Raw genomic sequence first — 20,861 nt, forward strand, 5'->3', positions numbered from 1 at the left:
GATTCGCTGTCTGCGCATACGGGGGGACGGCGCACGCTGTTCCCGGTCCTGGCTGCCATCAGCGTCGCCCATCTGCTCAACGATATGGTGCAATCGCTGATCCTGGCGATTTACCCGCTGCTGCAGGCGTCGTTTGCGCTCAGTTTTACCCAGGTCGGTATGATTACCCTCACCTACCAGATTACCGCCTCGCTGCTGCAGCCGCTTATCGGCGGCTTTACCGATAAATATCCGCAGCCCTACTCGCTGCCCATCGGCATGGGTTTTAGCTTATGCGGCATCCTGATGATGGCGGCGGCGACCAGCTTTCCAATGGTGCTGGTCGCCTCGGCCCTGGTCGGCACCGGCTCGTCGGTTTTTCATCCGGAATCGTCCCGGGTGGCGCGCATGGCGTCCGGTGGGCGCCATGGCCTGGCCCAGTCGCTGTTCCAGGTCGGCGGCAATTTCGGCGCCTCGCTCGGTCCGCTGCTGGCGGCGGTATTTATAGCGCCTTATGGCAAGGGGCATCTGGCCTGGTTTGCGCTGGCGTCGCTGTTGGGCACCATCATCTTGCTGCAGGTGGGCAAATGGTACCGCGGCGCCATCCGGACGCCCGCGCCGCAACGCGCCCAGGCGGCCAGCGCATCGCCGCTGCCGTCCCGGCGGGTAGCCTGCGCCATTGCCGTGCTGCTGGTGCTGATCTTCTCCAAATATTTTTATCTCACCAGCATCAGCAGTTATTACACTTTCTACCTGATCCATAAGTTCGGCCTGTCGGTACAGGCGGCGCAGATGCATCTGTTCGCGTTTCTGTTTGCGGTGGCGGTCGGCACCGTTATCGGCGGGCCGGTGGGCGATCGCATCGGCCGGAAATACGTGATTTGGGGTTCGATCCTCGGCGTCACGCCGTTTACCCTGATGCTGCCTTATGCCTCCCTGGCGGTAACCGGCGTGCTGACCCTGTTTATCGGCGTCATCATCGCCTCGGCCTTTTCCGCCATACTGGTGTATGCCCAGGAACTGCTGCCGGGCAGGATCGGCATGGTATCGGGGCTGTTTTTCGGCTTCGCCTTCGGCATGGGCGGGCTTGGCGCTGCGGTGCTTGGCCATATCGCCGATAGCACCAGCATTGAATATGTCTACCAAATCTGCTCGTATTTGCCTTTATTAGGCATTCTGACCGCTTTTCTGCCTGATAATAGCTAAAAGTGTTTTTTGTTTCCCACGAAACTGTTTCGCTGGGAAACCACAGGCCTTGCCCCGCACGGTAATAGCGTAAAAAAGTGATGAAACTTTCGTCTTGACCCTTTTTTCGTCGCAAAAGCTTTTTTTCGCCTCTTTGCTATAAATTCCTACACAAAGCCCCATCGAATACCATAAACTCAATATGTAAAACTTTGTTTCTAACCCCCCTTAATGAAGGAGTTGGGATGCATCATGCCACACCGCTCATTAATACCATCGTGGGAGGACTGGTCCTGGCTTTCCTGCTGGGCATCCTGGCTAACCGCTTTCGCATTTCACCCCTGGTAGGCTACCTGGCGGCCGGCGTGCTGGTCGGTCCGCATACCCCCGGTTTCGTCGCCGATACGTCGCTGGCCCCCGAACTGGCCGAGCTGGGCGTGATTTTGCTGATGTTCGGCGTGGGGCTGCATTTTTCGCTGAAAGACCTGATGGCGGTGAAATCCATCGCCATTCCCGGCGCCATCGCCCAAATTGCGGTGGCAACGCTCCTGGGCATGACCTTTTCCCTGGTCATGGACTGGACCCTGGCCAATGGGCTGGTGTTCGGGCTATGCCTGTCCACCGCCAGCACCGTGGTGCTGCTGCGCGCGCTGGAGGAGCGGCAGCTTATCGATAGCCGGCGTGGCCAAATCGCCATCGGCTGGCTGATTGTCGAAGATCTGGTCATGGTGCTGACGCTGGTCTTGCTGCCGGCCTATGGCAAGCTGCTCGGCGGCGAAAGCGAAACGATGCGGCAGGTGTGGCTGGATCTCGCGCTGACGCTTGGCAAAGTGGCGGCCTTTATTACTTTGATGATCGTGGTGGGGCGGCGGATTGTGCCGTGGGTACTGGCGAAAAGCGCCAGTACCGGCTCCCGTGAGCTGTTCACGCTGTCGGTGCTGGCCATGGCGCTGGGCATCGCCTTCGGCGCGGTGGAATTGTTCGGCGTCTCGTTTGCGCTGGGCGCGTTTTTCGCCGGCGTGGTGTTGAATGAATCGGAGCTAAGCCATCGCGCCGCCCATGACACATTGCCGCTGCGGGACGCGTTTGCCGTGTTGTTTTTTGTCTCGGTGGGTATGCTGTTCGACCCGCTGATCGTTATCCACGAGCCGCTGGCGGTGCTGGCCACCCTGGCCATTATCCTGGTCGGGAAATCGGCGGCGGCGTTTGCGCTGGTAAAAATCTTTGGTCACTCCAGTCGTACCGCCATGACCATTTCAGTCAGCCTGGCGCAAATAGGCGAGTTCGCTTTTATTCTGGCGGGACTCGGCATTTCACTTGGCATGTTATCGCCGCAGGGGCAGAACCTGGTGCTGGCCGGGGCGATTTTGTCGATTATGATCAACCCGCTGATGTTTGCCCTGCTTGAGCGCTATCTGGCACGGCATGATAGCGAGGACGAAAAAACCGCCGAAAGGCAGGCCGGGGAGGAGATCCAGCAGCCGATGGAAGTGTGTCATCACGCGCTGCTGGTCGGTTACGGCCGGGTCGGCAGCCTGATCGGGGCGAAACTGGCCGAGGCGGGCATGCCGATGGTGGTGATTGAACATAACCGGGCGCGTGTGGATACGCTGCGCGGCCAGGGAATCAATGTCGTGCTGGGCAATGCCGCCAAGCCGGAAATCCTGTCCCTCGCGCGCCTGGACTGCGCCAGCTGGCTGTTGCTGACCATCCCAAATGGGTTCGAGGCCGGGGAAATCGTCGCCCTGGCGCGGGAAAAACGCCCTGATCTGCGCATTATCGTGCGCGCGCATTATGACGACGAGGTGGCGTATATTACCGAACGCGGCGCCACCCGGGTGGTGATGGGCGAGCGGGAAATCGCATCCAGCATGATTGCCCTGCTCCAGTTGGACGCCGCCAAAATCCCCTACTGATCCTTAGCGCAACTGCTCGCTGACCAGTTGGCGCATCATGTCGATGTGGGCGGGGTCGTCATTCAGCGCCGGGATATAGTGGAAGGCGTCGCCGCCGGCGTGGGTGAAAATTTCACGATTCTGTTCCTTGATTTCTTCCAGCGTCTCAAGGCAGTCGGAGGAGAATCCCGGGCATATCACCTGGATATGCCGGATGCCCTGCGCCGGCAGGTCTTTGAGTGTCAAATCGGTCGCCGGCGTCAGCCAGGGATCGCGGCCAAAGCGCGATTGGAAGGTCATCATCACCTTTTCCGGCGGAAAATCGAGCGCGGCCACCAGCGCGCGACGGGTGTCCTCGCAGCGCAGCGGGTAGTCGTCCCCTTCGCGGGCGTAGCGTTGCGGGATGCCGTGAAACGAGATCACCAGGCGATCCGGTTCGCCGTGTTCGGCGAAAGACCGGCGGACGCTTTGCGCCAGCGCGGCGATATAGGCCGGATGCTCGGCGTAGTCGCGGATAAAGCTGATGGACGGCAGGGACCGGTAGCGGCCAAGGATGCGCGCCACTGCATCCCAGATGGACGCGCTGGTGGAACTGGAGTACTGCGGGTAGAGCGGCAGGATCACCAGTTTGGTGATACCGGCCCCCAGCAGGCGTTCGAGCGCCGCCGGCAGCGACGGACTGCCATAACTCATCGCCAGCTCCACCTGCGCGTCCGGCAATACGGCGGCCAGTGCCGCCTGCTGGCGCCGGCAAAATACCATCAGCGGCGATCCTTGTTCCATCCAGATGCTTTTATACAATTTGGCTACCCGGGGTGAGCGCAGCGGCAGTATGACGCCGCGCAGCAACGGCCACCACAGGATACGCGGGGTATCCACCACGCGCCGGTCGCTGAGAAATTCGGCCAGGTAACGCCTTACGGCCTGGGGTGTCGGCGCCTCCGGCGTGCCCAGGTTTACCATCAGCACGCCATATTTTTCCTGTTTCATTCCCTGCCCTTCCTTATATGGTCAATAAGCCAATTCCCTGTATTTAAAAGGGATTAACCGGCGGTTATCGCCAAGTTATTGTAGCGCAAAAGTGGCGGCCGGAAATTGTTATCGGCGCCGGGGATGCAAATCATTACGATAGGCGGCAGGGCGATGATCGTGGGGAGAGAGGCATTGGCGGAGGCGCGGCGGACAAGAGGCGCCAGGCGTAGATACCGCCTGGCGTATAATGCGCGGTAATCAGCCCAGGATCGCGGCCAGTTCTTTGCTGACGGCGGCGACCGGTTGGGTGCCGTCGATTTTACGGTACTGGGTGTGGCCGGCTTCAGCTTCTTTCAGGTAATAGCCAATCAGCGGCGCGGTTTGCTGATGGTATTCCACCAGGCGTTTGCGCACGGTTTCTTCCTGATCGTCTTTGCGGGTGGTGAGCGGCTCGCCGGTGACGTCATCCTTGCCTTCGTGTTTTGGCGGATTGAATTTGACGTGATAGACGCGCCCCGACGGCGCATGGACACGGCGGCCGACGATGCGATCGATAATCAGTTCATCCGGCACGGCGAATTCCAGGACATAGTCGACGTTGATGCCGGCGTCCTTCATGGCGTCCGCCTGCGGAATGGTGCGCGGAAAACCGTCGAGCAGGAAGCCGTTGCGACAGTCGTCCTGTTTGATGCGTTCTTTGACCAGCGCAATCACCAGTTCGTCGGTGACCAGTTTGCCGGCGTCCATGATAGCTTTGGCTTTTTTACCCAGTTCGGATTGCGCTTTTACCGCGGCGCGCAGCATGTCGCCGGTGGAAATCTGCGGTATGCCGTACTTTTCCATAATGAATTGTGCTTGAGTGCCCTTACCAGCGCCCGGAGCGCCCAGCAGAATGATACGCATTGCGTAAATCCCCTTGCTAACAAATGTAAAAAAATAAGAAAACGCTAAACCTTACCACTACTGGGTATGTTTCCTCAAGGAAAGGGCGCAGGGAGAGACGGTTTAACGGCGCTTTCAGAATCCACCCCATTGGCACGCTCTCCCTTGAACACGTCTGCATTAACCGCAGTGTTGGCGGGCATACTGCGCCATGGGGCGCTTTCCCTTGAACACGTCTGCTTTAAACCCGGTGTTGGCGGGCATATCGCGCCATGGGGCCTCGGTCGGGCGGGAACACCACGCCCGATTCGACCCCATTGGCACGCTCTCCCTTCAACACGTCTGCTTTAAGCCCGGTGTTGGCGGGCATATCGCGCCATGGGGCGCTCGGTCGGGCGGTAACACCACGCCCGATTCGACCCCATCGGCACGGTCTCCCTTAAACACGTCTGCTTTGAGCCCGGTGTTGGCGGGCCTACCATGCCATGGGGCGCTCGGTCGGGCGGGAACACCACGCCCGATTCGACCCCATTGGCACGGTCTCCCTTGAACACGTCTGCTTTAAGCCCGGTGTTGGCGGGCATACCGCGCCATGGGGCGCTCGGTCGGGCGGTAACACCACGCCCGATGCGACCCCATTGGCACGCTCTCCCTTGAACACGTCTGCTTTAAGCCCGGTGTTGGCGGGCATACCGCGCCATGGGGCCTCGGTCGGGCGGGAACACCACGCCCGATTCGACCCCATTGGCACGGTCTCCCTTGAACACGTCTGCTGTAAGCTCGGTGTTGGCGGGCATACCGCGCCATGGCGCGCTCGGTCGGGCGGGAACACACGCCCGATTCGACCCCATCGGCACGCCCTCCCTTGAACAGATCTGCGTTGAGTTCGGTTTGGCGCATGTTTTTCCATAGTATAAGGGCCAGGTTAACCTGGCCCTTAGTGTGCTGGTAAATATACCCGCGCGGCGTTATGCGCTCAGCAGTTGGTTCATGCGGCGGATAAACTGGTTAGGATCGTCCAGGGTGCCGCGTTCCGCCAGCAGCGCCTGATCGAACAGCAGCTCAATCCATTCGTTGAAGTGGCTCTCTTCGTTAATGTCGGCGGCGCGTTTGACCAGCGCATGATCCGGATTGAGTTCAAATATGTATTTGATCTCGGGCGCGGCCTGGCCGGCGGCGGCAAACAGCTTCGCCATTTGGGTGGTCATATCGTCGGCCGCGGTGGTGACGATGGCCGGGGTATCGGTCAGGCGGTGCGTGAGACGCACGTCCTTGACGCGATCGCCCAGGAAAGTCTTGACGCGCGTGACAAACGGCTCAAGCGCTTTTTCCGCGTCTTTTTGTTCCTCGGCGGTCTCTTCGTCGGCCAGCTTGTCGAGCGTGGCGTCGGTTTTGCTTACCGACTGGAATGGTTTACCTTCAAACTCGGTCAGGTAGCTCATCATCCATTCGTCAATGCGGTCGGAAAGCAGCAGGACTTCGATGCCCTTTTTGCGCAGCAGTTCCAGATGAGGGCTGCTCTTGGCGGCCGCGTAACTGTCGGCGGTGATGTAATAGATCTTTTCCTGGCCTTCCACCATGCGTCCCAGATAATCCTGCAGCGATACGGTTTGCGCCGAGCTGTCGGTATGGGTGGACGCAAAGCGCAGCAGCTTGGCGATGCTTTCGGCGTTGGCGGTATCCTCGCCCGGGCCTTCTTTCAGCACCAGGCCGAACTGCTGCCAGAATTTCTGGTAGCTTTCGGCATCGTCCTTGGACAGCTTATCCAGCATCTGCAGCACGCGCTTGGTCAGCGCGCTTTTCAGGTTCTGGGTAACGCGGTTATCCTGGAGGATTTCACGGGAGACGTTCAGCGGCAGATCGTTGGAGTCGATCAGGCCTTTGACGAAGCGCAGGTAGTTAGGCATAAACTGCTCGGCGTCGTCCATGATAAAGACGCGCTGGACATAGAGCTTCAGGCCATGTTTATGATCGCGGTTCCACATATCCCACGGCGCCTGGCCCGGTATATACAGCAGGCTGGTATATTCCTGCTTGCCTTCGACGCGATTATGGCTCCAGATCAGGGGATCGCTGAAGTCGTGGGAGAGGTGTTTGTAGAATTCTTTGTATTCCTCGTCGCTGATTTCGCCCTTGCTGCGCGTCCACAGCGCCTGGGCTTTATTAATCTTTTCCCAGGTGACGGTGGCTTCTTTTTCTTCTTTAGCGGCATCGGCATCGGCATCAGCGGCTTCATCGTCCACGGCCTCCGCCTGGGCGCGGGTTTCGATCTCGACAGGCAGGGCGATATGATCCGAATATTTGCTGATGATGCTGCGTAAACGCCAGTCATCGAGGAATTCGTCTTCGCCTTCGCGCAGATGCAGGGTGATTTCGGTGCCGCGTTCGGGTTTGGTGATATCGGCAATGGTGTAATCGCCTTCACCGGCTGATTCCCAGAAAACCCCTTCATCGGCGGAAGCGCCGGCGGCGCGGGTGCGCACCGTGACTTTATCGGCCACGATAAAAGCGGAATAGAACCCGACGCCGAACTGGCCGATCAGCTGGCTGTCCTTGACCTGATCCGAACCCATGGACTCAAGGAAAGCCTTGGTGCCGGATTTGGCGATCGTACCCAGATTGTCGATAACCTCTTCGCGCGTCATGCCGATGCCGTTGTCGCTCAGAGTCAGGGTGCGTGCTTCTTTGTTGCTTGACAGGCGTACCCGTAGCTCGCCGTCCCCCTCATAGAGCTCCGGCTGGGATAAAGCGCGAAAACGCAGTTTATCCGCCGCATCCGAAGCGTTGGAGATCAGTTCGCGTATAAAAATTTCTTTATTGGAATAAAGTGAGTGGATCATCAGTTGAAGCAATTGTTTAACTTCAGATTGGAATCCGCGGGTTTCTTGTCCTTTCATATTTATACTTACCTCAATCCAAATAGCTATCAATCAGGCGGGTGTAGATACTGCAATGATGAACAGATGGGGATTGCGGCGCAGGAATTCAAGCACAAAAGGTAAAAAAAGGGGCGGAAAAGACGGCGCGGACGCGCCGCCGATTTAAAATTTAATCGGGTGGCGTCCCGCCAGCGAATGGGACAGCGTGGTACCATCGACCATTTCCAGCTCACCGCCCACCGGCACGCCGTGGGCGATACGGGTAGCCAGGACTTCAAAATGGGCGCACATCTCGGCAATGTAATTGGCGGTGGCGTCGCCTTCCACCGTGGGATTAGTGGCCAGGATCACCTCGGCGATATCCTCGCTTTCCAGGCGCTCCTGCAGGCGATCCAGGCCGATATCGTCCGGACCGATGCCGTCCAGCGGGGACAGATGCCCCATCAGCACAAAGTAGCGGCCGGCGAATTGCCCGGTCTGCTCGATGGCATGAATATCCGCCGGGCTTTCCACTACGCAGATCTGCCGGGTTTGCCTGCGCCTGGGATTGGCGCAGATGGTGCAGATGTCCTGCTCGGTAAACGTCCGGCAATCGGCGCAGTGGCCGATCTCAGACATGGCGCGGGTGAGCGCCTGCGCCAGACGCATACCGCCGCTGCGATCCCGCTGCAGAAGCTGGAAGACCATGCGCTGGGCCGATTTCGGCCCGACGCCGGGCAAGCAGCGCAAGGCTTCGGTTAACGCCTCTAGCAATGGACTGGTTTGCATCAGAACGGCATTTTAAAACCAGGAGGAAGCTGCATGCCGCTGGAGACGGTAGCCATCTTTTCCTTCTGGGTTTCGGCAATACGGCGCGCCGCGTCGTTAAAAGCCGCCGCGATCAGATCCTCGAGCATATCCTTGTCGTCGTCCAGCAGGCTGGGATCGACTTCAACACGACGGCAGTTATGCGCGCCGTTGATGGTAACCTTGACCAGGCCTGCCCCAGATTCGCCGGTAACTTCCAGTTGGGCGATCTCTTCCTGCATCTGCTGCATTTTTTCCTGCATCTGCTGGGCCTGCTTCATCAGATTGCCCATTCCGCCTTTACCAAACATACATTTCCCTCTCTCGTAGCGTCGAACCGCAGGCGGCATCTCTCTACGCGCCGTGCGGCAGTTAAACAGGACGGATGCTATCTTCATCCAATTCGGCATCAAAAAAACGCTGAAGCGTCTGGATATTATTATCCGCGATAATCGCCTGGCGCGCCTGCATCAATTTTTCTTCATATATGGCCTGTCGCCATTCCAGCGGGGTACGTATCGCCGGATTATCATCTGTCACCACGGTTAATTCAACCGGAGCGCCGAGTTCTGTGCTTAGGGCCTCGGCCAGCGTTCCCTGGGAAATGGGGGAATTAAGGTGCTGCTGCGCGGAACGCAGGTGCAGGCAGACCTTGCCCGGCGCCAGATCTTCCCGGAAGGCGTTTAACGCCAGTTGCTGTACCAGCTTGGGGATCTTTAGCCTGTCCACCAGCGCCGCCCAAGGATCGCGCACGATGGATTCCTCGGCCAGGCGGGCCGCCAGCTCAGGCGTTTTTTCATGCTCCAGCGCCGTGCGCAGGGCCTTGGGCGTCGCCACCGGATCGCTGTCCTGCGTGGTCTGAATACTGGCCTTCCAGCGATAGGCCTCCGGTTTGACGGCTTTGGCGGTCCCTGGCTCCTTGCCGCCGGCGGCCTGCCGCTGCTGGGCCTGTTCGCTGACCGTGGCCAGGCGCTCCAGGGCGCTGTTCGCGGGCCGTGGCCTGGCCGGCGATGTATCGTTCTTTTTTACGTTTTGGTTGCCGTGGCGTTGTAATAACGCGGTGCGCGCCAATAGCAATTGCGCGGTACTGTCCGGCAGCGACGCCGGCGCCGCAGGCCGATCCGCGGAGGCCGGCGCGGGAACATGCCCGGCCGCGTCATCCGCCTGATAAGCGTACCTATCATCACCGGCATCGTCGGATGCCGGGTCGCCGGCCATATTCGCGTACTGCTCGGCGGCGCTGACCCAGTCATCCGGCATATCGGCGCCGGCATCGTCCCGCATTTGGGGCGTGGGGATGGAAACCGCCTGCCCGGCATGGCCCGGCGACGGCGCGCCATGTTCCAGGCGCGGCGGCCTGGCCTGATCCGACGGTGGCGCGGCGTTTACCTGAGGGGTCGGTCTGGCCTGATCCGACGGCGGCGCGGCGTTGACCTGAGGGGTCGGCCTGGCGTGATCCGACGGCGGCGCGGTGTGTACCTCAGGGGTCGGCCTGACCTGATCCGACGGCGGCGCGTCGTTATGCGGCGTCATTTGCCGGCCACGACCAGGCGCGGGAACCGCGTTATCGGGCGCCGGCTGCCGGTTATTTGTACGTTCCGGAGCTAGAGCGACGGATTCAGCCGTTTTTTTTTCCGTGTTCTCCCCCGCCTGCGGGGTGAGATCAATGATGCGCGGGTGGAACGCCAGCGCGCGCAGCAGGGTCATTTCGACCCCCATGCGGCGATCGGGGGCAAACGGCAGCTCTTTGCGTCCCACCAGCAGCGTTTGGTAATAAAGCTGCAAATCCGCCGGGGGAACGATCCGCGCCAGCTCACGCAGCCGGGGCGCGATGGCGGCGTCATCCTCGTCATCCAGGGCATCCGCAACCAGTTGACCCATGGCGATATGGTGCAGCAGCTGGAGCATATCCACCAGCAGGGTTTCCCAGTCCACGCCGCGGGAGGCGCACTGGGCCAGCTGCGCCATCATGGCGTTGCCGTCCGCCGCCGCCAGAGCCTCTATCAGCGCCAGGGGTTGTTCAGTGTTAAGGGTACCCAGCATGTCGCCCACGGTCTGGGTGGTGACCTGCCCCATACCCATGGCGATTGCCTGATCGGTCAGGCTCAGGGCGTCGCGCAGGCTGCCGTCGGCGGCGCGGGCCAGTAGCTGGAGGGCGCGCGGCTCGCTGTCGATATTCTCTTCACGCAGGATATGCTCTAACTGCGCGCGAATCTGGCCGATATCCAGCGCCTTGAGATGAAACTGCAGGCAGCGGGACAGGATGGTTACCGGCAGCTTTTGCGGGTCGGTGGTCGCCAGCAGGAATTTCACATGGGACGGCGGTTCTTCCAGCGTTTTCAGCAACGCGTTGAAGCTATGCCGGGAGAGCATGTGCACTTCATCGATCAAATAGACCTTGAAGCGGCCGCGCGCCGGCGCATATTGCACATTGTCCAGCAGATCCCGGGTGTCCTCCACCTTGGTGCGCGAGGCGGCGTCGATTTCAATCAGATCGACAAACCTGCCCTGCTCGATTTCACGACAGTTGGCGCATTGACCGCAAGGGCTGGCGGTGATGCCGGTTTCGCAATTAAGCCCCTTGGCCAGCAGGCGGGCGATAGTGGTCTTGCCGACGCCGCGGGTACCAGAAAACAAGTAGGCGTGATGGACCCTGCCCAGTGAAAGGCCATTGGTCAGCGCCGTCAGAACATGTTCCTGACCTACTACATCTGAAAACGTCTGCGGACGCCATTTACGGGCAAGAACCTGATAGCTCATGGGTCGCGAAATATGTCGGTGGACAGGGAGGTCATGCTAACACAGCCTCGCACCGGAGCGCGAGGCTGATATGATCAGTGCCCGGCGAAACCCACCAGGCTGTAACTATTGACGGCCAGGCGCTGCAGGCGCGCTTCGCCGCCGAGATCGGCCAGGTTGATAATAAACGCCGCGTCCTTGACCTCACCGCCCAGCCGGCGGATTAATTTTATCGTAGCCTCGATAGTACCGCCGGTGGCAAGCAGGTCGTCGACCACCAGTACCCGATCCCCTGGCGCGATGGCGTCCTGATGGATTTCCAGCTTATCGACGCCGTATTCCAGCTCGTAGCTTTCGCTCAGCACCGCGCGCGGCAGCTTGCCAGGCTTGCGCACCGGCACGAATCCCAGCCCCAGCGCCAGCGCCACCGGCGCGCCGAACAGGAAACCGCGCGCTTCGGTGCCCACCACCTTGGTCAAGCCGTGGCCGCGATAGTGATTCACCAGCAGTTCGATACTGGCGGCATAGGCCTGGGGATTTTCCAGCAGGCTGGTGATATCCCGGAAAAAAATACCCGGTTTGGGGTAATCGGGAATCGTTTTGATACTGTTTTTGATCAATGCTAGCTGTTCGGCCATCGCGGTCATAATGTATGCGCCTGAAACGAAAGAAATCATAATCCGCGCGGACGCGTTATCCTGAACAACCACGGTACATCGCGTTTTAACATGGGCTGGCAGGACCGACCGCGCACGAAAGCGCTCAAATCTATGCAAACTGGCGGAAAAATGCAACCACCGAGGGCGACTCATTTAGCCTTTTGTTGCGTAAAGTCAACCATGGACGCACGGCGTGATTTCCGGCCTATTCCGTACCGGTTTTGCATCCCTGTTAACATACCGCGGCCCCGGAATATTTTCATCTTTCTTTGCCCGCCGGCGCGCTGTTCAGGACAGGCGCGAACGCGGTATCATGGCGGCGACAGGTTAATATCTTTTTTTTCGCGGTTTTTACTCAGGAGAAGGGCGTGCATTCATCCAAGCTCCTCGTCACGTTAAGCGACCAGTTCAACACGCTGGCCGGGCGGATCGAGGCGGCCGGACAGGAGACGGTGTCCCAGTCCCGCTTTGACCACCAGCTTTTCCAGAGCCGGGGAACCCGCCTTGACGACTATCTGGCCGAAAGCCGCCAGACATTGCAGCGCCTGACGCTGACCGTCGAGCAGGGTTACACCGAGCGGGTGGCCTGGCTGGCGCAGCGGCTTATCGATCAAATGAACGCCCTGGCGCGGGAACTGGCCACACAGGACTTGCGGCGCGGCCAGCCTGCCAAGGCCGCGCCGGTGGATTATTACGCCCGGCTGAATGAACATCAGGACTATGAGCGCCGGCTGCTGTCCATGATCCGCGACCGGGACAGCCTGCGGCAAAGCACGGGCGATTATGCCCGTACCCAGCAGTTGCAACAGGAAATCGCCGCCCTTGAAGGCCGGCTGGCCCGCTGCCGGCAGGCGTTGGCGCGCATTGAGCGTCTGATCGAGCGCAGGGAGAATGGACTGGAAAAGGGTTGATAGCACGTGCTGTCACATTTTGTTTATTCGCTCATTATAAATTGCTTCATGTTTTCATCTATACTGGTAGTTTTCGTCTACTCGACAACGCATTCAGGAGAGACCTGTGGCGCTGGAAGATGAATCCCCCGAGATTAAACTGGCGGTCGATTTGATTATGCTGCTGGAGAGTAACGATATGGAGCCGGAGCTGGTGTTGGCGGCCCTGGAAATTGTGAAAAACGATTATGTCATCAAGGCGCGCCGCGGGGAAGAATAACCCTGCCCCAGCCGGGCGGCTACTGCGGCAGCGCCGCCGGGTCGTGACGCAGGTTAGGGCTTAGCCGCAGCATATCCATAAAGGCGGCGATCAGGATGCGGGAGCCGCCAGCCAGATCAAAGGTGCCGGGCACGAACAGCCAGTTTTCCATCAACCCGGTCATATAGGCGCGCAGCAGGATGGCGGCGCGGCGGCAGTGCAGACCGGCCGGCAGTTGACCGCATTCTATGCACCGGTTGAGCGTCTCTTCAATGCGTTCATAACATTCGGCGTATAATCCTTTGCGGACTTCCTGGAACAGTTCCATTTCTCCGACAAATTCACATTTATGAAAAACAATTTCCATTAAGGCGCGCCATTCGGTATTGGATACGGTGGACTGCAGAATGTAAATCAATGTCTCGGTTAAGACATGTAGTGGATCGTCGGGAAATTTTGCCTGATACTCTAGCTCTAATGCCAATATCCTAGCTTCAGCGGCATGCCAGATCTCATTAAATAACTCGACTTTATTCTTGAAATGCCAATAAATAGCACCACGGGTTACCCCTGCCACCGTTGCGATATCGGTGAGCGACGTTGCGGAAACCCCGCGCATTGAGAATTCCTGGACTGCGGCATCCAGAATATGCTGGCGCGTTTCCTGGGCCTGCTGTTTGGTTTTTCGTGCCATAGCGCTTTTTTTGGTTGTCTTTAGATTTACATACATTCGCGAATGTATGTACCATAGCATAAGGCTAATTGTTACGCAGCAATGGGTTTGTAGGCTTGTGATCAATTGATCAATTTTTTCAAATCGGACTCTTGAGGTTTATCTATGAACAAAAACAGAGGGATTTTGCCTCTGGCAGCCGTTCTGATGCTTTCAGGCAGCTTTATTCTCATTGGATGTGACAATAAAGACGCTAAACAGGCAGGAAATCAGCAACAGGCCCCGGAAGTTAGTGTGGTGACGGTAAAAAAACAATCATTGAATGTCACAACTGATCTGCCTGGTCGTACCGCCGCTTTCCGTGTTGCCGAAGTCCGGCCCCAGGTTAATGGCATTATCTTAAAACGCAATTTTGTCGAAGGCAGCGACGTGCAGGCCGGCGTCTCCCTCTATCAAATTGATCCGGCAACCTATAAAGCGGCGTATGACAGCGCCAACGGCGACTTAGCCCAGGCGCAGGCCAATGCCAATATCGCCCGTGTCACCGTCAACCGTTATAAAAAACTGATCGCCACCAACTTTGTCAGCCGTCAGGACTACGATACGGCGGTCGCCACCATGCAGCAGAACGACGCCGCGGTGCTTGCCGCCAAAGCGTCGCTGGAAAGCGCGCGCATCAACCTGGCTTACACCAAGGTCACCTCGCCTATCAGCGGCCGCATCGGTAAATCCGCCTATACCGAAGGCGCCCTGGTCACCAATGGCCAGACCACCGCCATGGCCACCGTTCAGCAGTTGGATCCGCTCTATGTGGACGTAACCCAGTCCAGCAACGATTTCCTGCGCTTAAAACAGGAACTCGACAGCGGCGCCCTCAAACAGAAGGACGGAAAAGCGGCCGTGCGGCTGCTGATGGAAGACGGCAGCGAATACCCGCAGCCCGGCACCCTGGAATTCTCCGATGTCAGCGTGGATGAAACCACCGGCTCCATCACCCTGCGCGCCATTTTCCCCAACCCGCAGCATAGCCTGCTGCCCGGTATGTTTGTCCGCGCCCGTCTGGAAGAAGGGACCAACGACAATGCGTTACTGGTGCCGCAGCAGGGCATAACCCGCAATCCCCGAGGCGAAGCGACCGCAATGGTGGTGGGTCCTGACAATAAGGTTGCCGTACGCCAAATCACCGCCCAACAGGCGATCGGCGATAAATGGCTGGTCACCGCCGGCTTACAGGAAGGCGACCGCGTGATTGTCAGCGGCCTGCAGAAAGTCAAGCCGGGTGTGCAGGTCACGGCCAAGGAAGCGACTGATGAACCGGCACAACCGCAGCCTGACGCCGCCAAAAAGTCTTAATAGGAACGGGTAAACGATATGGCTAAGTTTTTTATCGATCGCCCCATTTTTGCATGGGTGATTGCCATCATTATTATGCTCGCGGGCCTGCTGTCTATCTTGCAGCTGCCCATCGAGCAGTATCCGGCCATCGCGCCGCCGACCATCCGGGTCACCGCTACCTATCCGGGCGCCGACGCGACGACCCTGCAGGACAGCGTAACCCAGATTATCGAACAGAATATGAACGGTATCGATCATCTGCTGTATATGTCGTCCAGCAGCGATTCATCCGGTACCGCCACCATATCGCTGACATTCGATTCCAGCGCCAATCCGGATATCGCCCAGGTGCAGGTGCAGAACAAACTGCAGTTGGCCATGCCGCTGCTGCCCCAGGCCGTGCAGAGCCAGGGGGTGCAGGTACAGAAGTCCAGCGCCAGCTTCCTGATGGTGGCCGGGTTTATCAGCGACGATAAAAATGCCACCCAGCAGGATATCGGCGATTATGTCGGCTCCAAAATCAAGGATCCGATAAGCCGTACGCAGGGCGTGGGCGAAGTGCAGCTATTCGGCGCCCAATATGCCATGCGTGTTTGGATGGACCCCAATAAACTGAACAACTTCCAGCTTACCCCGGTGGATGTGGTCAGCGCATTGACGGTTCAGAACAACCAGATTGCCGCCGGACAGCTAGGCGGAGCGCCGGCGATTAAAGGCCAGCAGTTGAACGCCTCGATCATTGTGCAAAGCCGCCTGACCAACGCCGAGGAGTTCGGCAAAATCCTGCTCAAGGTCAACGCCGACGGCTCGCAGGTACGCCTGAAGGACGTGGCCAAGGTTGAACTGGCCGGGGAAAACTACGACGTTATCGCGCGCTTCAACGGCCAACCGGCCGCCGGGCTCGGGGTTAAACTGGCCACCGGCGCCAACGCCCTTGATACCGCCGACGCGGTTAAAGCGGAGCTGGCCCGGCTGCAGGCGGATTTCCCGACGGGATTAAAAGTCGTTTATCCGTACGACACCACCCCGTTTGTGAAAATCTCCATCCAGGAAGTGGTGAAGACCCTGGTGGAAGCGATCATCCTGGTGTTCCTGGTCATGTATCTGTTCCTGCAGAACTTCCGCGCCACGCTTATCCCGACCATTGCGGTGCCGGTCGTCTTGCTGGGCACCTTCGCCATACTGAGCGCGTTCGGCTATACCATTAATACCCTGACCATGTTCGCCATGGTGCTGGCGATAGGGCTCCTGGTGGATGACGCCATCGTGGTGGTGGAAAACGTCGAACGCGTCATGGGCGAGGAAGGCCTTAGTCCCAAGGAGGCGACGCGCAAATCCATGGGCCAGATCCAGGGCGCCCTGGTGGGCATCGCGCTGGTCTTGTCGGCGGTATTTGTGCCGATGGCCTTCTTCGGCGGGTCGACCGGCGCCATCTACCGCCAGTTCTCCATTACCATCGTCTCGGCGATGGTACTGTCGGTGCTGGTGGCCATGATCCTGACCCCGGCGCTGTGCGCCACCATATTAAAACCGGTCAAAAAAGGCGATCACGGCACCACCAAAGGCTTCTTCGGCTGGTTTAATAAAAAGTTCGATCAAAGCACCAATCATTATACCGACAGTATCGGCCATATCCTTAACAGCACCGGACGCTACCTGATCATCTATCTGCTGATTGTGGTCGGCATGGCGCTGCTGTTTATTCGCCTGCCCTCCTCCTTCCTGCCGTCGGAGGATCAGGGGGTTTTCCTGAATATGGCGCAGTTGCCGGCCGGGGCCACCCAGGAACGCACCCAGAAAGTACTGGACCAGATGACCCAGTATTACCTGACGAAAGAAAAGGATAACGTCAACTCGGTCTTTACCGTTAACGGCTTCGGTTTTGCCGGGCGCGGCCAGAACTCCGGCATCGCGTTCGTCAGCCTGAAAAGCTGGGATGAGCGTAAAGGGGCGGAAAATAAGGTCCCGGCGATCATTGCCCGGGCCAATGGGGAATTCTCTCAGATAAAGGACGGTATCGCCCTGGCGTTTAACCTGCCGGCCATCGTTGAGCTGGGTAATGCTACCGGCTTCGACTTCGAGTTAATCGATGAGAACAACCTGGGGCATGCCAAGCTTACCGAGGCGCGTAACCAGCTGTTCGGTATGATTGCGCAGCATCCCGATACCTTAGTGGGCGTGCGGCCAAATGGCCTGGAGGATACGCCGCAGTTCAAGCTGGATGTGGATCAGGAGAAGGCTTCGGCGTTGGGCGTCTCGCTGGATGATATCAACACCACTCTGGGCGCGGCCCTGGGCGGTAACTATATCAATGACTTTACCGATCGCGGCCGAACCAAAAAGGTCTATGTGCAGGGCGACGCGCAGTACCGTATGCTGCCGCAGGACATAGGCAACTGGTTTGTGCGCGGCACCAATGGACAGATGGTGCCGTTATCGGCGGTGTCCACCTCGCACTGGCAGTATGGCTCGCCGCGCCTGGAGCGTTATAACGGCTTGCCCTCGATGGAAATCCAGGGTGAGGCGGCGCCGGGCAAGAGTACCGGTGAAGCCATGGCGCTGATGGAGGAACTGGTGGCTAAGCTGCCCGCCGGCGTAGGCTACGATTGGACGGGGATGTCCTATCAGGAACGGCTATCCGGCAACCAGGCCCCGGCGCTGTACGCCATCTCGCTGATCGTGGTGTTCCTGTGCCTGGCGGCGTTGTATGAAAGCTGGTCCATCCCCTTCGCGGTGATGCTGGTGGTGCCGTTGGGCGTGGTCGGGGCGCTGCTGGCCGCCACTTTCCGCGGTATGAATAACGACGTCTATTTTGTGGTGGGGCTGCTGACCACCATCGGGCTGTCGGCGAAAAACGCCATTCTTATCGTCGAGTTCGCCAAGGACTTGATGGACAAGGAAGGCAAGGGATTGGTTGAGGCGACATTAGAGGCGGTGCGCATGCGTTTGCGTCCCATCCTGATGACGTCGCTGGCCTTTATCCTCGGCGTATTGCCGCTGGCCATCAGCACCGGCGCGGGGTCGGGCTCGCAAAACGCCGTCGGCACCGGGGTAATCGGCGGTATGATCACCGCCACCTTGCTGGCAATATTTTTCGTACCGGTGTTTTTTGTCGTGGTTCGCCGCCGCTTCGGTAACAAAAGCGACGAACAGCGGGAACAGGATCGCCCGGTGAATAATCCTCAGTTGGATAATCCGCACCGTTAAGCACCGTTTAACCATCGGGCCGTTGACGCGGCCTGATGGTTCAGTCAAGTCCCGAGCCGCGCAAGCGGCTTTTTTTATGTCTGGCTTAGGCCGACGGCTTGAGGGGGCTTGACCCGATGGAGAAAAAGAGGATAATAGTTATGATATAACATAACGAAATGAGGTGAGATATGAAACCTGGCATCCATCCCGACTACCGTACCGTGGTGTTTCACGACACCAGCGCGGATGCGTATTTTAAAGTGGGTTCGACCATCAAGACCGACCGTACCGTGGAGCTGGACGGGAAAACATTCCCCTACATCACGGTGGAGGTGTCATCCGAATCCCATCCCTATTACACCGGCAAGCAGCGGATCGTGGATAAAGAAGGCAGCACCGCGCGCTTTAACCAACGCTTCGGCCGTTTTTTCACCAAGTAGTCACTATTAGAAGAGGCGTGGTTATCATGCAGGTATTAAGCTCGTTGCGTTCCGCCAAGACGCGTCATCCGGATTGTAAAGTCGTTCGCCGTCGCGGCCGCATTTACGTCATCTGCAAATCCAATCCCCGCTTCAAGGCGGTCCAGGGCGGGAAAAAGAAAAAATAACCGGCGCCGGTTACTCAGCCGGTCAAAGGCCTCCGCTGGAGGCCTTTTGTTTGCCGCCGGCGCGGCCGGCGATGGCGGCACGCAGGTTATTTTTTTGCCTTGCCGGCAGTGAAATAATGCCGGCGCAAAATCATGGTGAAACTGCCGCGCGGTCCTAACAGTACCGAAATAAAAAAGATCAGGCTGGCGGTAAGCACAATGGCCGGGCCCGCCGGAATCGAGGCGTAGAACGACCACAGCAGCCCTACCCAGGCGCTAAGCAGGCCAATCAACAACGCTATCAGCAGCGTGCCCGGCAGATGCCCGGACCAACAGCGGGCGGCCACCGCCGGCAGCATCATGAGTCCCACCGACATCAGGGTGCCGAGAATTTGAAAACCCGCCACCAGGTTAAGCACCACCAGCGCCAGGAATAAGGCATGGATCAGGCGGGGATAACCGCGAACGTTTATGCGCAGGAACGCCGCGTCGAAGGCCTCAATAATCAGCGCGCGATACATCAGCGCCAGGCAAAGCAGCGTAACGGTGGCAATCAGGCCGACAAACAGAATGGCCTGGCTATCGACCGCCAATACGGTGCCAAATAACAGATGAAGCAAATCGACGCTGGACCCGCGCAGGGATACCAAGGTCACGCCCAGGGCCAGCGATCCCAGATAAAAACCGGCAAAGCTGGCGTCTTCCTTCAGGACGGTGAGCGAGGTCACCCAGCCGGACAGCACCGCGACCAGTAATCCGGCGATAAATCCGCCGATGCCCATGGCCATCAGCGACATGCCCGACAGCAGATAACCGATGGCGACGCCGGGCAATATCGCGTGTGATAAGGCATCCCCCACCAGGCTCATCCTGCGTAGCGACAGGAAAACCCCCAGCGGAGTGGAACTGAGCGAAAGGGCAAAACAGGCCACCAGCGCACGCCGCATAAATCCAAGCGAGAGAAAGGGGTCGAATAAGAGGTGAAGGATCATGATGCGGCCTGATGGAAGCAACGATCGGTGGACCAGGCGGCCCGGGGAGAAAACGCGTCCGCGAGGATCGCGTCTGTCGCCCCCCAGCGCGTGTGCCGGCCGGACAGCAGCAGGGTTTGTGGAAAACGACGGACTACCAGGGCGTCGTCGTGCAGTACCACGATAATGGTGTGGCCGGCCTTATGAAGCTGGTCGATGACATCCATCAATAATGCGCAGGTTGGACTGTCAATCCCGCTGAAAGGCTCATCCAGCAATATCAGCGGCGCCTGCTGCACCAGAAGGCGGGCGAACAGCATACGCTGGAACTGGCCGCCTGATAGTATTTCAATCGGGCTCGTTGCCATTGATCCCAGACCGACGCGATCCAGGGCGTCATGGATGCGCGCCATGGCCGTCTTGTTAATACGCCGCAGCAATCCGATGGCCGGCCAACAGCCCATAGCGACCACTTCAAACACCCGCAACGGAAACTGACGGTCCAGCTCTGACTGCTGTGGTAAATAGGCGATACGGGGTTTTTGCCCTGCCGAGAACGAAAGGCTGCCGCCGATAGCCGGCAAAAGTCCGGCAATGGTTTTCAACAGGGTCGATTTACCGGTGCCGTTGGCGCCGATAACCGCGGTCAGGCTGCCGGCCTCGAATTTGCCGTCCAGGGCGTCGATAATAGCGTGCCCGTGGTAGCCGATACATAACTGTTCAAATGTCATCATGGCAGTAAGGATGCCCAAAAGATACCCAGCCAGAGGACACACAGCAGGGCCAGGCCAAATCCTATGCGCCGTAACCCGGAGGCGCACATCAGATTGTCAGGCGTGGGGTCGGTGGTTTTGCTGATAGAGGATCGCATGAAAACATGCCTTCATAAAATGTTATACTATAACATATCACGTACTGGGAGGCTTGCCAACATCCCTCCGGCGTTTAACTGTTAAGGAACCGCCGGGTTTGAACGGTTTAG

General features: G+C 58.6%; 17 protein-coding genes and 1 pseudogene. 8 read left to right on the forward strand and 10 right to left on the reverse strand.

The genetic code is table 11. The features are described from left to right. Positions 1–39: 39 nt before the first annotated feature. Positions 40–1,185 (forward strand): annotated as a pseudogene (locus ACL2XM_RS15360) (MFS transporter); the annotation flags it as partial. Positions 1,186–1,409: 224 nt separating this feature from the next. Beyond that, positions 1,410–3,080 carry a YbaL family putative K(+) efflux transporter gene (gene ybaL / locus ACL2XM_RS15365; protein ID WP_413722268.1) on the forward strand — a complete coding sequence of 557 codons (1,671 nt, stop codon included), beginning with the start codon at positions 1,410–1,412 and terminating at the stop codon, positions 3,078–3,080. Positions 3,081–3,083: 3 nt separating this feature from the next. Here the strand turns inward: ybaL and hemH are convergent, their stop codons facing one another. The 7 genes from hemH to apt all read right to left on the reverse strand — a co-directional run bounded on the left by hemH (position 3,084) and on the right by apt (position 11,964). Next, positions 3,084–4,049, reverse strand: a complete 966-nt coding sequence (gene hemH, locus ACL2XM_RS15370) for a ferrochelatase (protein ID WP_410016158.1) — start codon at positions 4,047–4,049, stop codon at positions 3,084–3,086. 240 nt (positions 4,050–4,289) lie between these two features. After that, positions 4,290–4,934 carry an adenylate kinase gene (gene adk / locus ACL2XM_RS15375; RefSeq protein ID WP_413722267.1) on the reverse strand — a complete coding sequence of 215 codons (645 nt, stop codon included), beginning with the start codon at positions 4,932–4,934 and terminating at the stop codon, positions 4,290–4,292. Between the two features lie 947 nt (positions 4,935–5,881). After that, complete coding sequence (htpG, locus tag ACL2XM_RS15380) at positions 5,882–7,810, reverse strand: molecular chaperone HtpG (protein WP_413730859.1); 1,929 nt, start codon at positions 7,808–7,810, stop codon at positions 5,882–5,884. Between the two features lie 144 nt (positions 7,811–7,954). After that, complete coding sequence (gene recR / locus ACL2XM_RS15385) at positions 7,955–8,560, reverse strand: recombination mediator RecR (RefSeq protein WP_410016161.1); 606 nt, start codon at positions 8,558–8,560, stop codon at positions 7,955–7,957. Further along, positions 8,560–8,889 (reverse strand): YbaB/EbfC family nucleoid-associated protein, encoded by a 330-nt coding sequence (locus ACL2XM_RS15390; RefSeq protein WP_410016162.1) that lies wholly within the window; start codon positions 8,887–8,889, stop codon positions 8,560–8,562. The genes recR and ACL2XM_RS15390 overlap by 1 nt, the downstream gene beginning before the upstream one ends. A 61-nt stretch (positions 8,890–8,950) precedes the next feature. Then, on the reverse strand, positions 8,951–11,338 hold the full coding sequence (gene dnaX, locus ACL2XM_RS15395) for a DNA polymerase III subunit gamma/tau (protein WP_413722266.1): 2,388 nt from the start codon (positions 11,336–11,338) through the stop codon (positions 8,951–8,953). A 74-nt stretch (positions 11,339–11,412) separates the two neighbouring features. Further along, entirely contained in the window at positions 11,413–11,964 is a 552-nt protein-coding gene (apt, locus tag ACL2XM_RS15400) for an adenine phosphoribosyltransferase (protein ID WP_410016164.1), read from the reverse strand. Between the two features lie 380 nt (positions 11,965–12,344). Here apt and priC point away from each other — a divergent pair, with 380 nt between their 5' ends. Both priC and ACL2XM_RS15410 read left to right on the forward strand, forming a co-directional pair. After that, a complete protein-coding gene (priC, locus tag ACL2XM_RS15405; protein ID WP_413731186.1) occupies positions 12,345–12,887 on the forward strand; it encodes a primosomal replication protein PriC in 543 nt (180 codons plus the stop codon). 106 nt (positions 12,888–12,993) lie between these two features. Then, complete coding sequence (locus tag ACL2XM_RS15410; RefSeq protein ID WP_410016166.1) at positions 12,994–13,146, forward strand: DUF2496 domain-containing protein; 153 nt, start codon at positions 12,994–12,996, stop codon at positions 13,144–13,146. A gap of 19 nt (positions 13,147–13,165) precedes the next feature. On the opposite strand, the gene acrR is transcribed toward ACL2XM_RS15410, so the two are convergent. Beyond that, positions 13,166–13,819: a multidrug efflux transporter transcriptional repressor AcrR gene (gene acrR, locus ACL2XM_RS15415; RefSeq protein ID WP_410016167.1), complete on the reverse strand. Its 654-nt coding sequence runs from the start codon at positions 13,817–13,819 to the stop codon at positions 13,166–13,168. A gap of 144 nt (positions 13,820–13,963) precedes the next feature. On the opposite strand from acrR, the gene ACL2XM_RS15420 reads away from it, so the two are divergent. The 4 genes from ACL2XM_RS15420 (at position 13,964) to ykgO (ending at position 18,929) form a co-directional block, all read left to right on the forward strand. Continuing rightward, positions 13,964–15,151: an efflux RND transporter periplasmic adaptor subunit gene (locus ACL2XM_RS15420; RefSeq protein ID WP_410016168.1), complete on the forward strand. Its 1,188-nt coding sequence runs from the start codon at positions 13,964–13,966 to the stop codon at positions 15,149–15,151. An 18-nt stretch (positions 15,152–15,169) separates the two neighbouring features. After that, positions 15,170–18,340, forward strand: coding sequence for an efflux RND transporter permease subunit (locus tag ACL2XM_RS15425; RefSeq protein WP_410016169.1), 3,171 nt, complete (start codon positions 15,170–15,172; stop codon positions 18,338–18,340). A gap of 170 nt (positions 18,341–18,510) precedes the next feature. After that, positions 18,511–18,762 carry a type B 50S ribosomal protein L31 gene (locus tag ACL2XM_RS15430; RefSeq protein WP_410016170.1) on the forward strand — a complete coding sequence of 84 codons (252 nt, stop codon included), beginning with the start codon at positions 18,511–18,513 and terminating at the stop codon, positions 18,760–18,762. A gap of 26 nt (positions 18,763–18,788) precedes the next feature. Next, entirely contained in the window at positions 18,789–18,929 is a 141-nt protein-coding gene (ykgO, locus tag ACL2XM_RS15435; protein WP_410016171.1) for a type B 50S ribosomal protein L36, read from the forward strand. A gap of 86 nt (positions 18,930–19,015) precedes the next feature. Here ykgO and ACL2XM_RS15440 read toward each other — a convergent pair whose 3' ends face one another. Both ACL2XM_RS15440 and ACL2XM_RS15445 read right to left on the reverse strand, forming a co-directional pair. Next, the gene (locus tag ACL2XM_RS15440) at positions 19,016–19,903 is read right to left on the reverse strand and encodes a metal ABC transporter permease (RefSeq protein WP_410016607.1); all 888 of its coding nucleotides are present in this window, start codon (positions 19,901–19,903) and stop codon (positions 19,016–19,018) included. After that, the gene (locus ACL2XM_RS15445; RefSeq protein ID WP_413722265.1) at positions 19,897–20,613 is read right to left on the reverse strand and encodes a metal ABC transporter ATP-binding protein; all 717 of its coding nucleotides are present in this window, start codon (positions 20,611–20,613) and stop codon (positions 19,897–19,899) included. Before ACL2XM_RS15445 ends, ACL2XM_RS15440 begins: the two co-directional genes overlap by 7 nt. Positions 20,614–20,861: the final 248 nt, after the last annotated feature.

The sequence above is a fragment of the Sodalis sp. RH20 genome, from assembly GCF_047324205.1.
In the GTDB taxonomy this organism is placed as follows: Bacteria; Pseudomonadota; Gammaproteobacteria; order Enterobacterales; family Enterobacteriaceae; genus Acerihabitans.

Coding starts and splice junctions, on each gene's coding strand:
- ybaL (WP_413722268.1), top strand. CDS start 1,410: ATGCATCATGCCACACCGCTCATTAATACCATCGTGGGAGGACTGGTC.
- hemH (WP_410016158.1), bottom strand. CDS start 4,049: ATGAAACAGGAAAAATATGGCGTGCTGATGGTAAACCTGGGCACGCCG.
- adk (WP_413722267.1), bottom strand. CDS start 4,934: ATGCGTATCATTCTGCTGGGCGCTCCGGGCGCTGGTAAGGGCACTCAA.
- htpG (WP_413730859.1), bottom strand. CDS start 7,810: ATGAAAGGACAAGAAACCCGCGGATTCCAATCTGAAGTTAAACAATTG.
- recR (WP_410016161.1), bottom strand. CDS start 8,560: ATGCAAACCAGTCCATTGCTAGAGGCGTTAACCGAAGCCTTGCGCTGC.
- ACL2XM_RS15390 (WP_410016162.1), bottom strand. CDS start 8,889: ATGTTTGGTAAAGGCGGAATGGGCAATCTGATGAAGCAGGCCCAGCAG.
- dnaX (WP_413722266.1), bottom strand. CDS start 11,338: ATGAGCTATCAGGTTCTTGCCCGTAAATGGCGTCCGCAGACGTTTTCA.
- apt (WP_410016164.1), bottom strand. CDS start 11,964: ATGACCGCGATGGCCGAACAGCTAGCATTGATCAAAAACAGTATCAAA.
- acrR (WP_410016167.1), bottom strand. CDS start 13,819: ATGGCACGAAAAACCAAACAGCAGGCCCAGGAAACGCGCCAGCATATT.
- ACL2XM_RS15420 (WP_410016168.1), top strand. CDS start 13,964: ATGAACAAAAACAGAGGGATTTTGCCTCTGGCAGCCGTTCTGATGCTT.
- ACL2XM_RS15425 (WP_410016169.1), top strand. CDS start 15,170: ATGGCTAAGTTTTTTATCGATCGCCCCATTTTTGCATGGGTGATTGCC.
- ACL2XM_RS15430 (WP_410016170.1), top strand. CDS start 18,511: ATGAAACCTGGCATCCATCCCGACTACCGTACCGTGGTGTTTCACGAC.
- ykgO (WP_410016171.1), top strand. CDS start 18,789: ATGCAGGTATTAAGCTCGTTGCGTTCCGCCAAGACGCGTCATCCGGAT.
- ACL2XM_RS15445 (WP_413722265.1), bottom strand. CDS start 20,613: ATGATGACATTTGAACAGTTATGTATCGGCTACCACGGGCACGCTATT.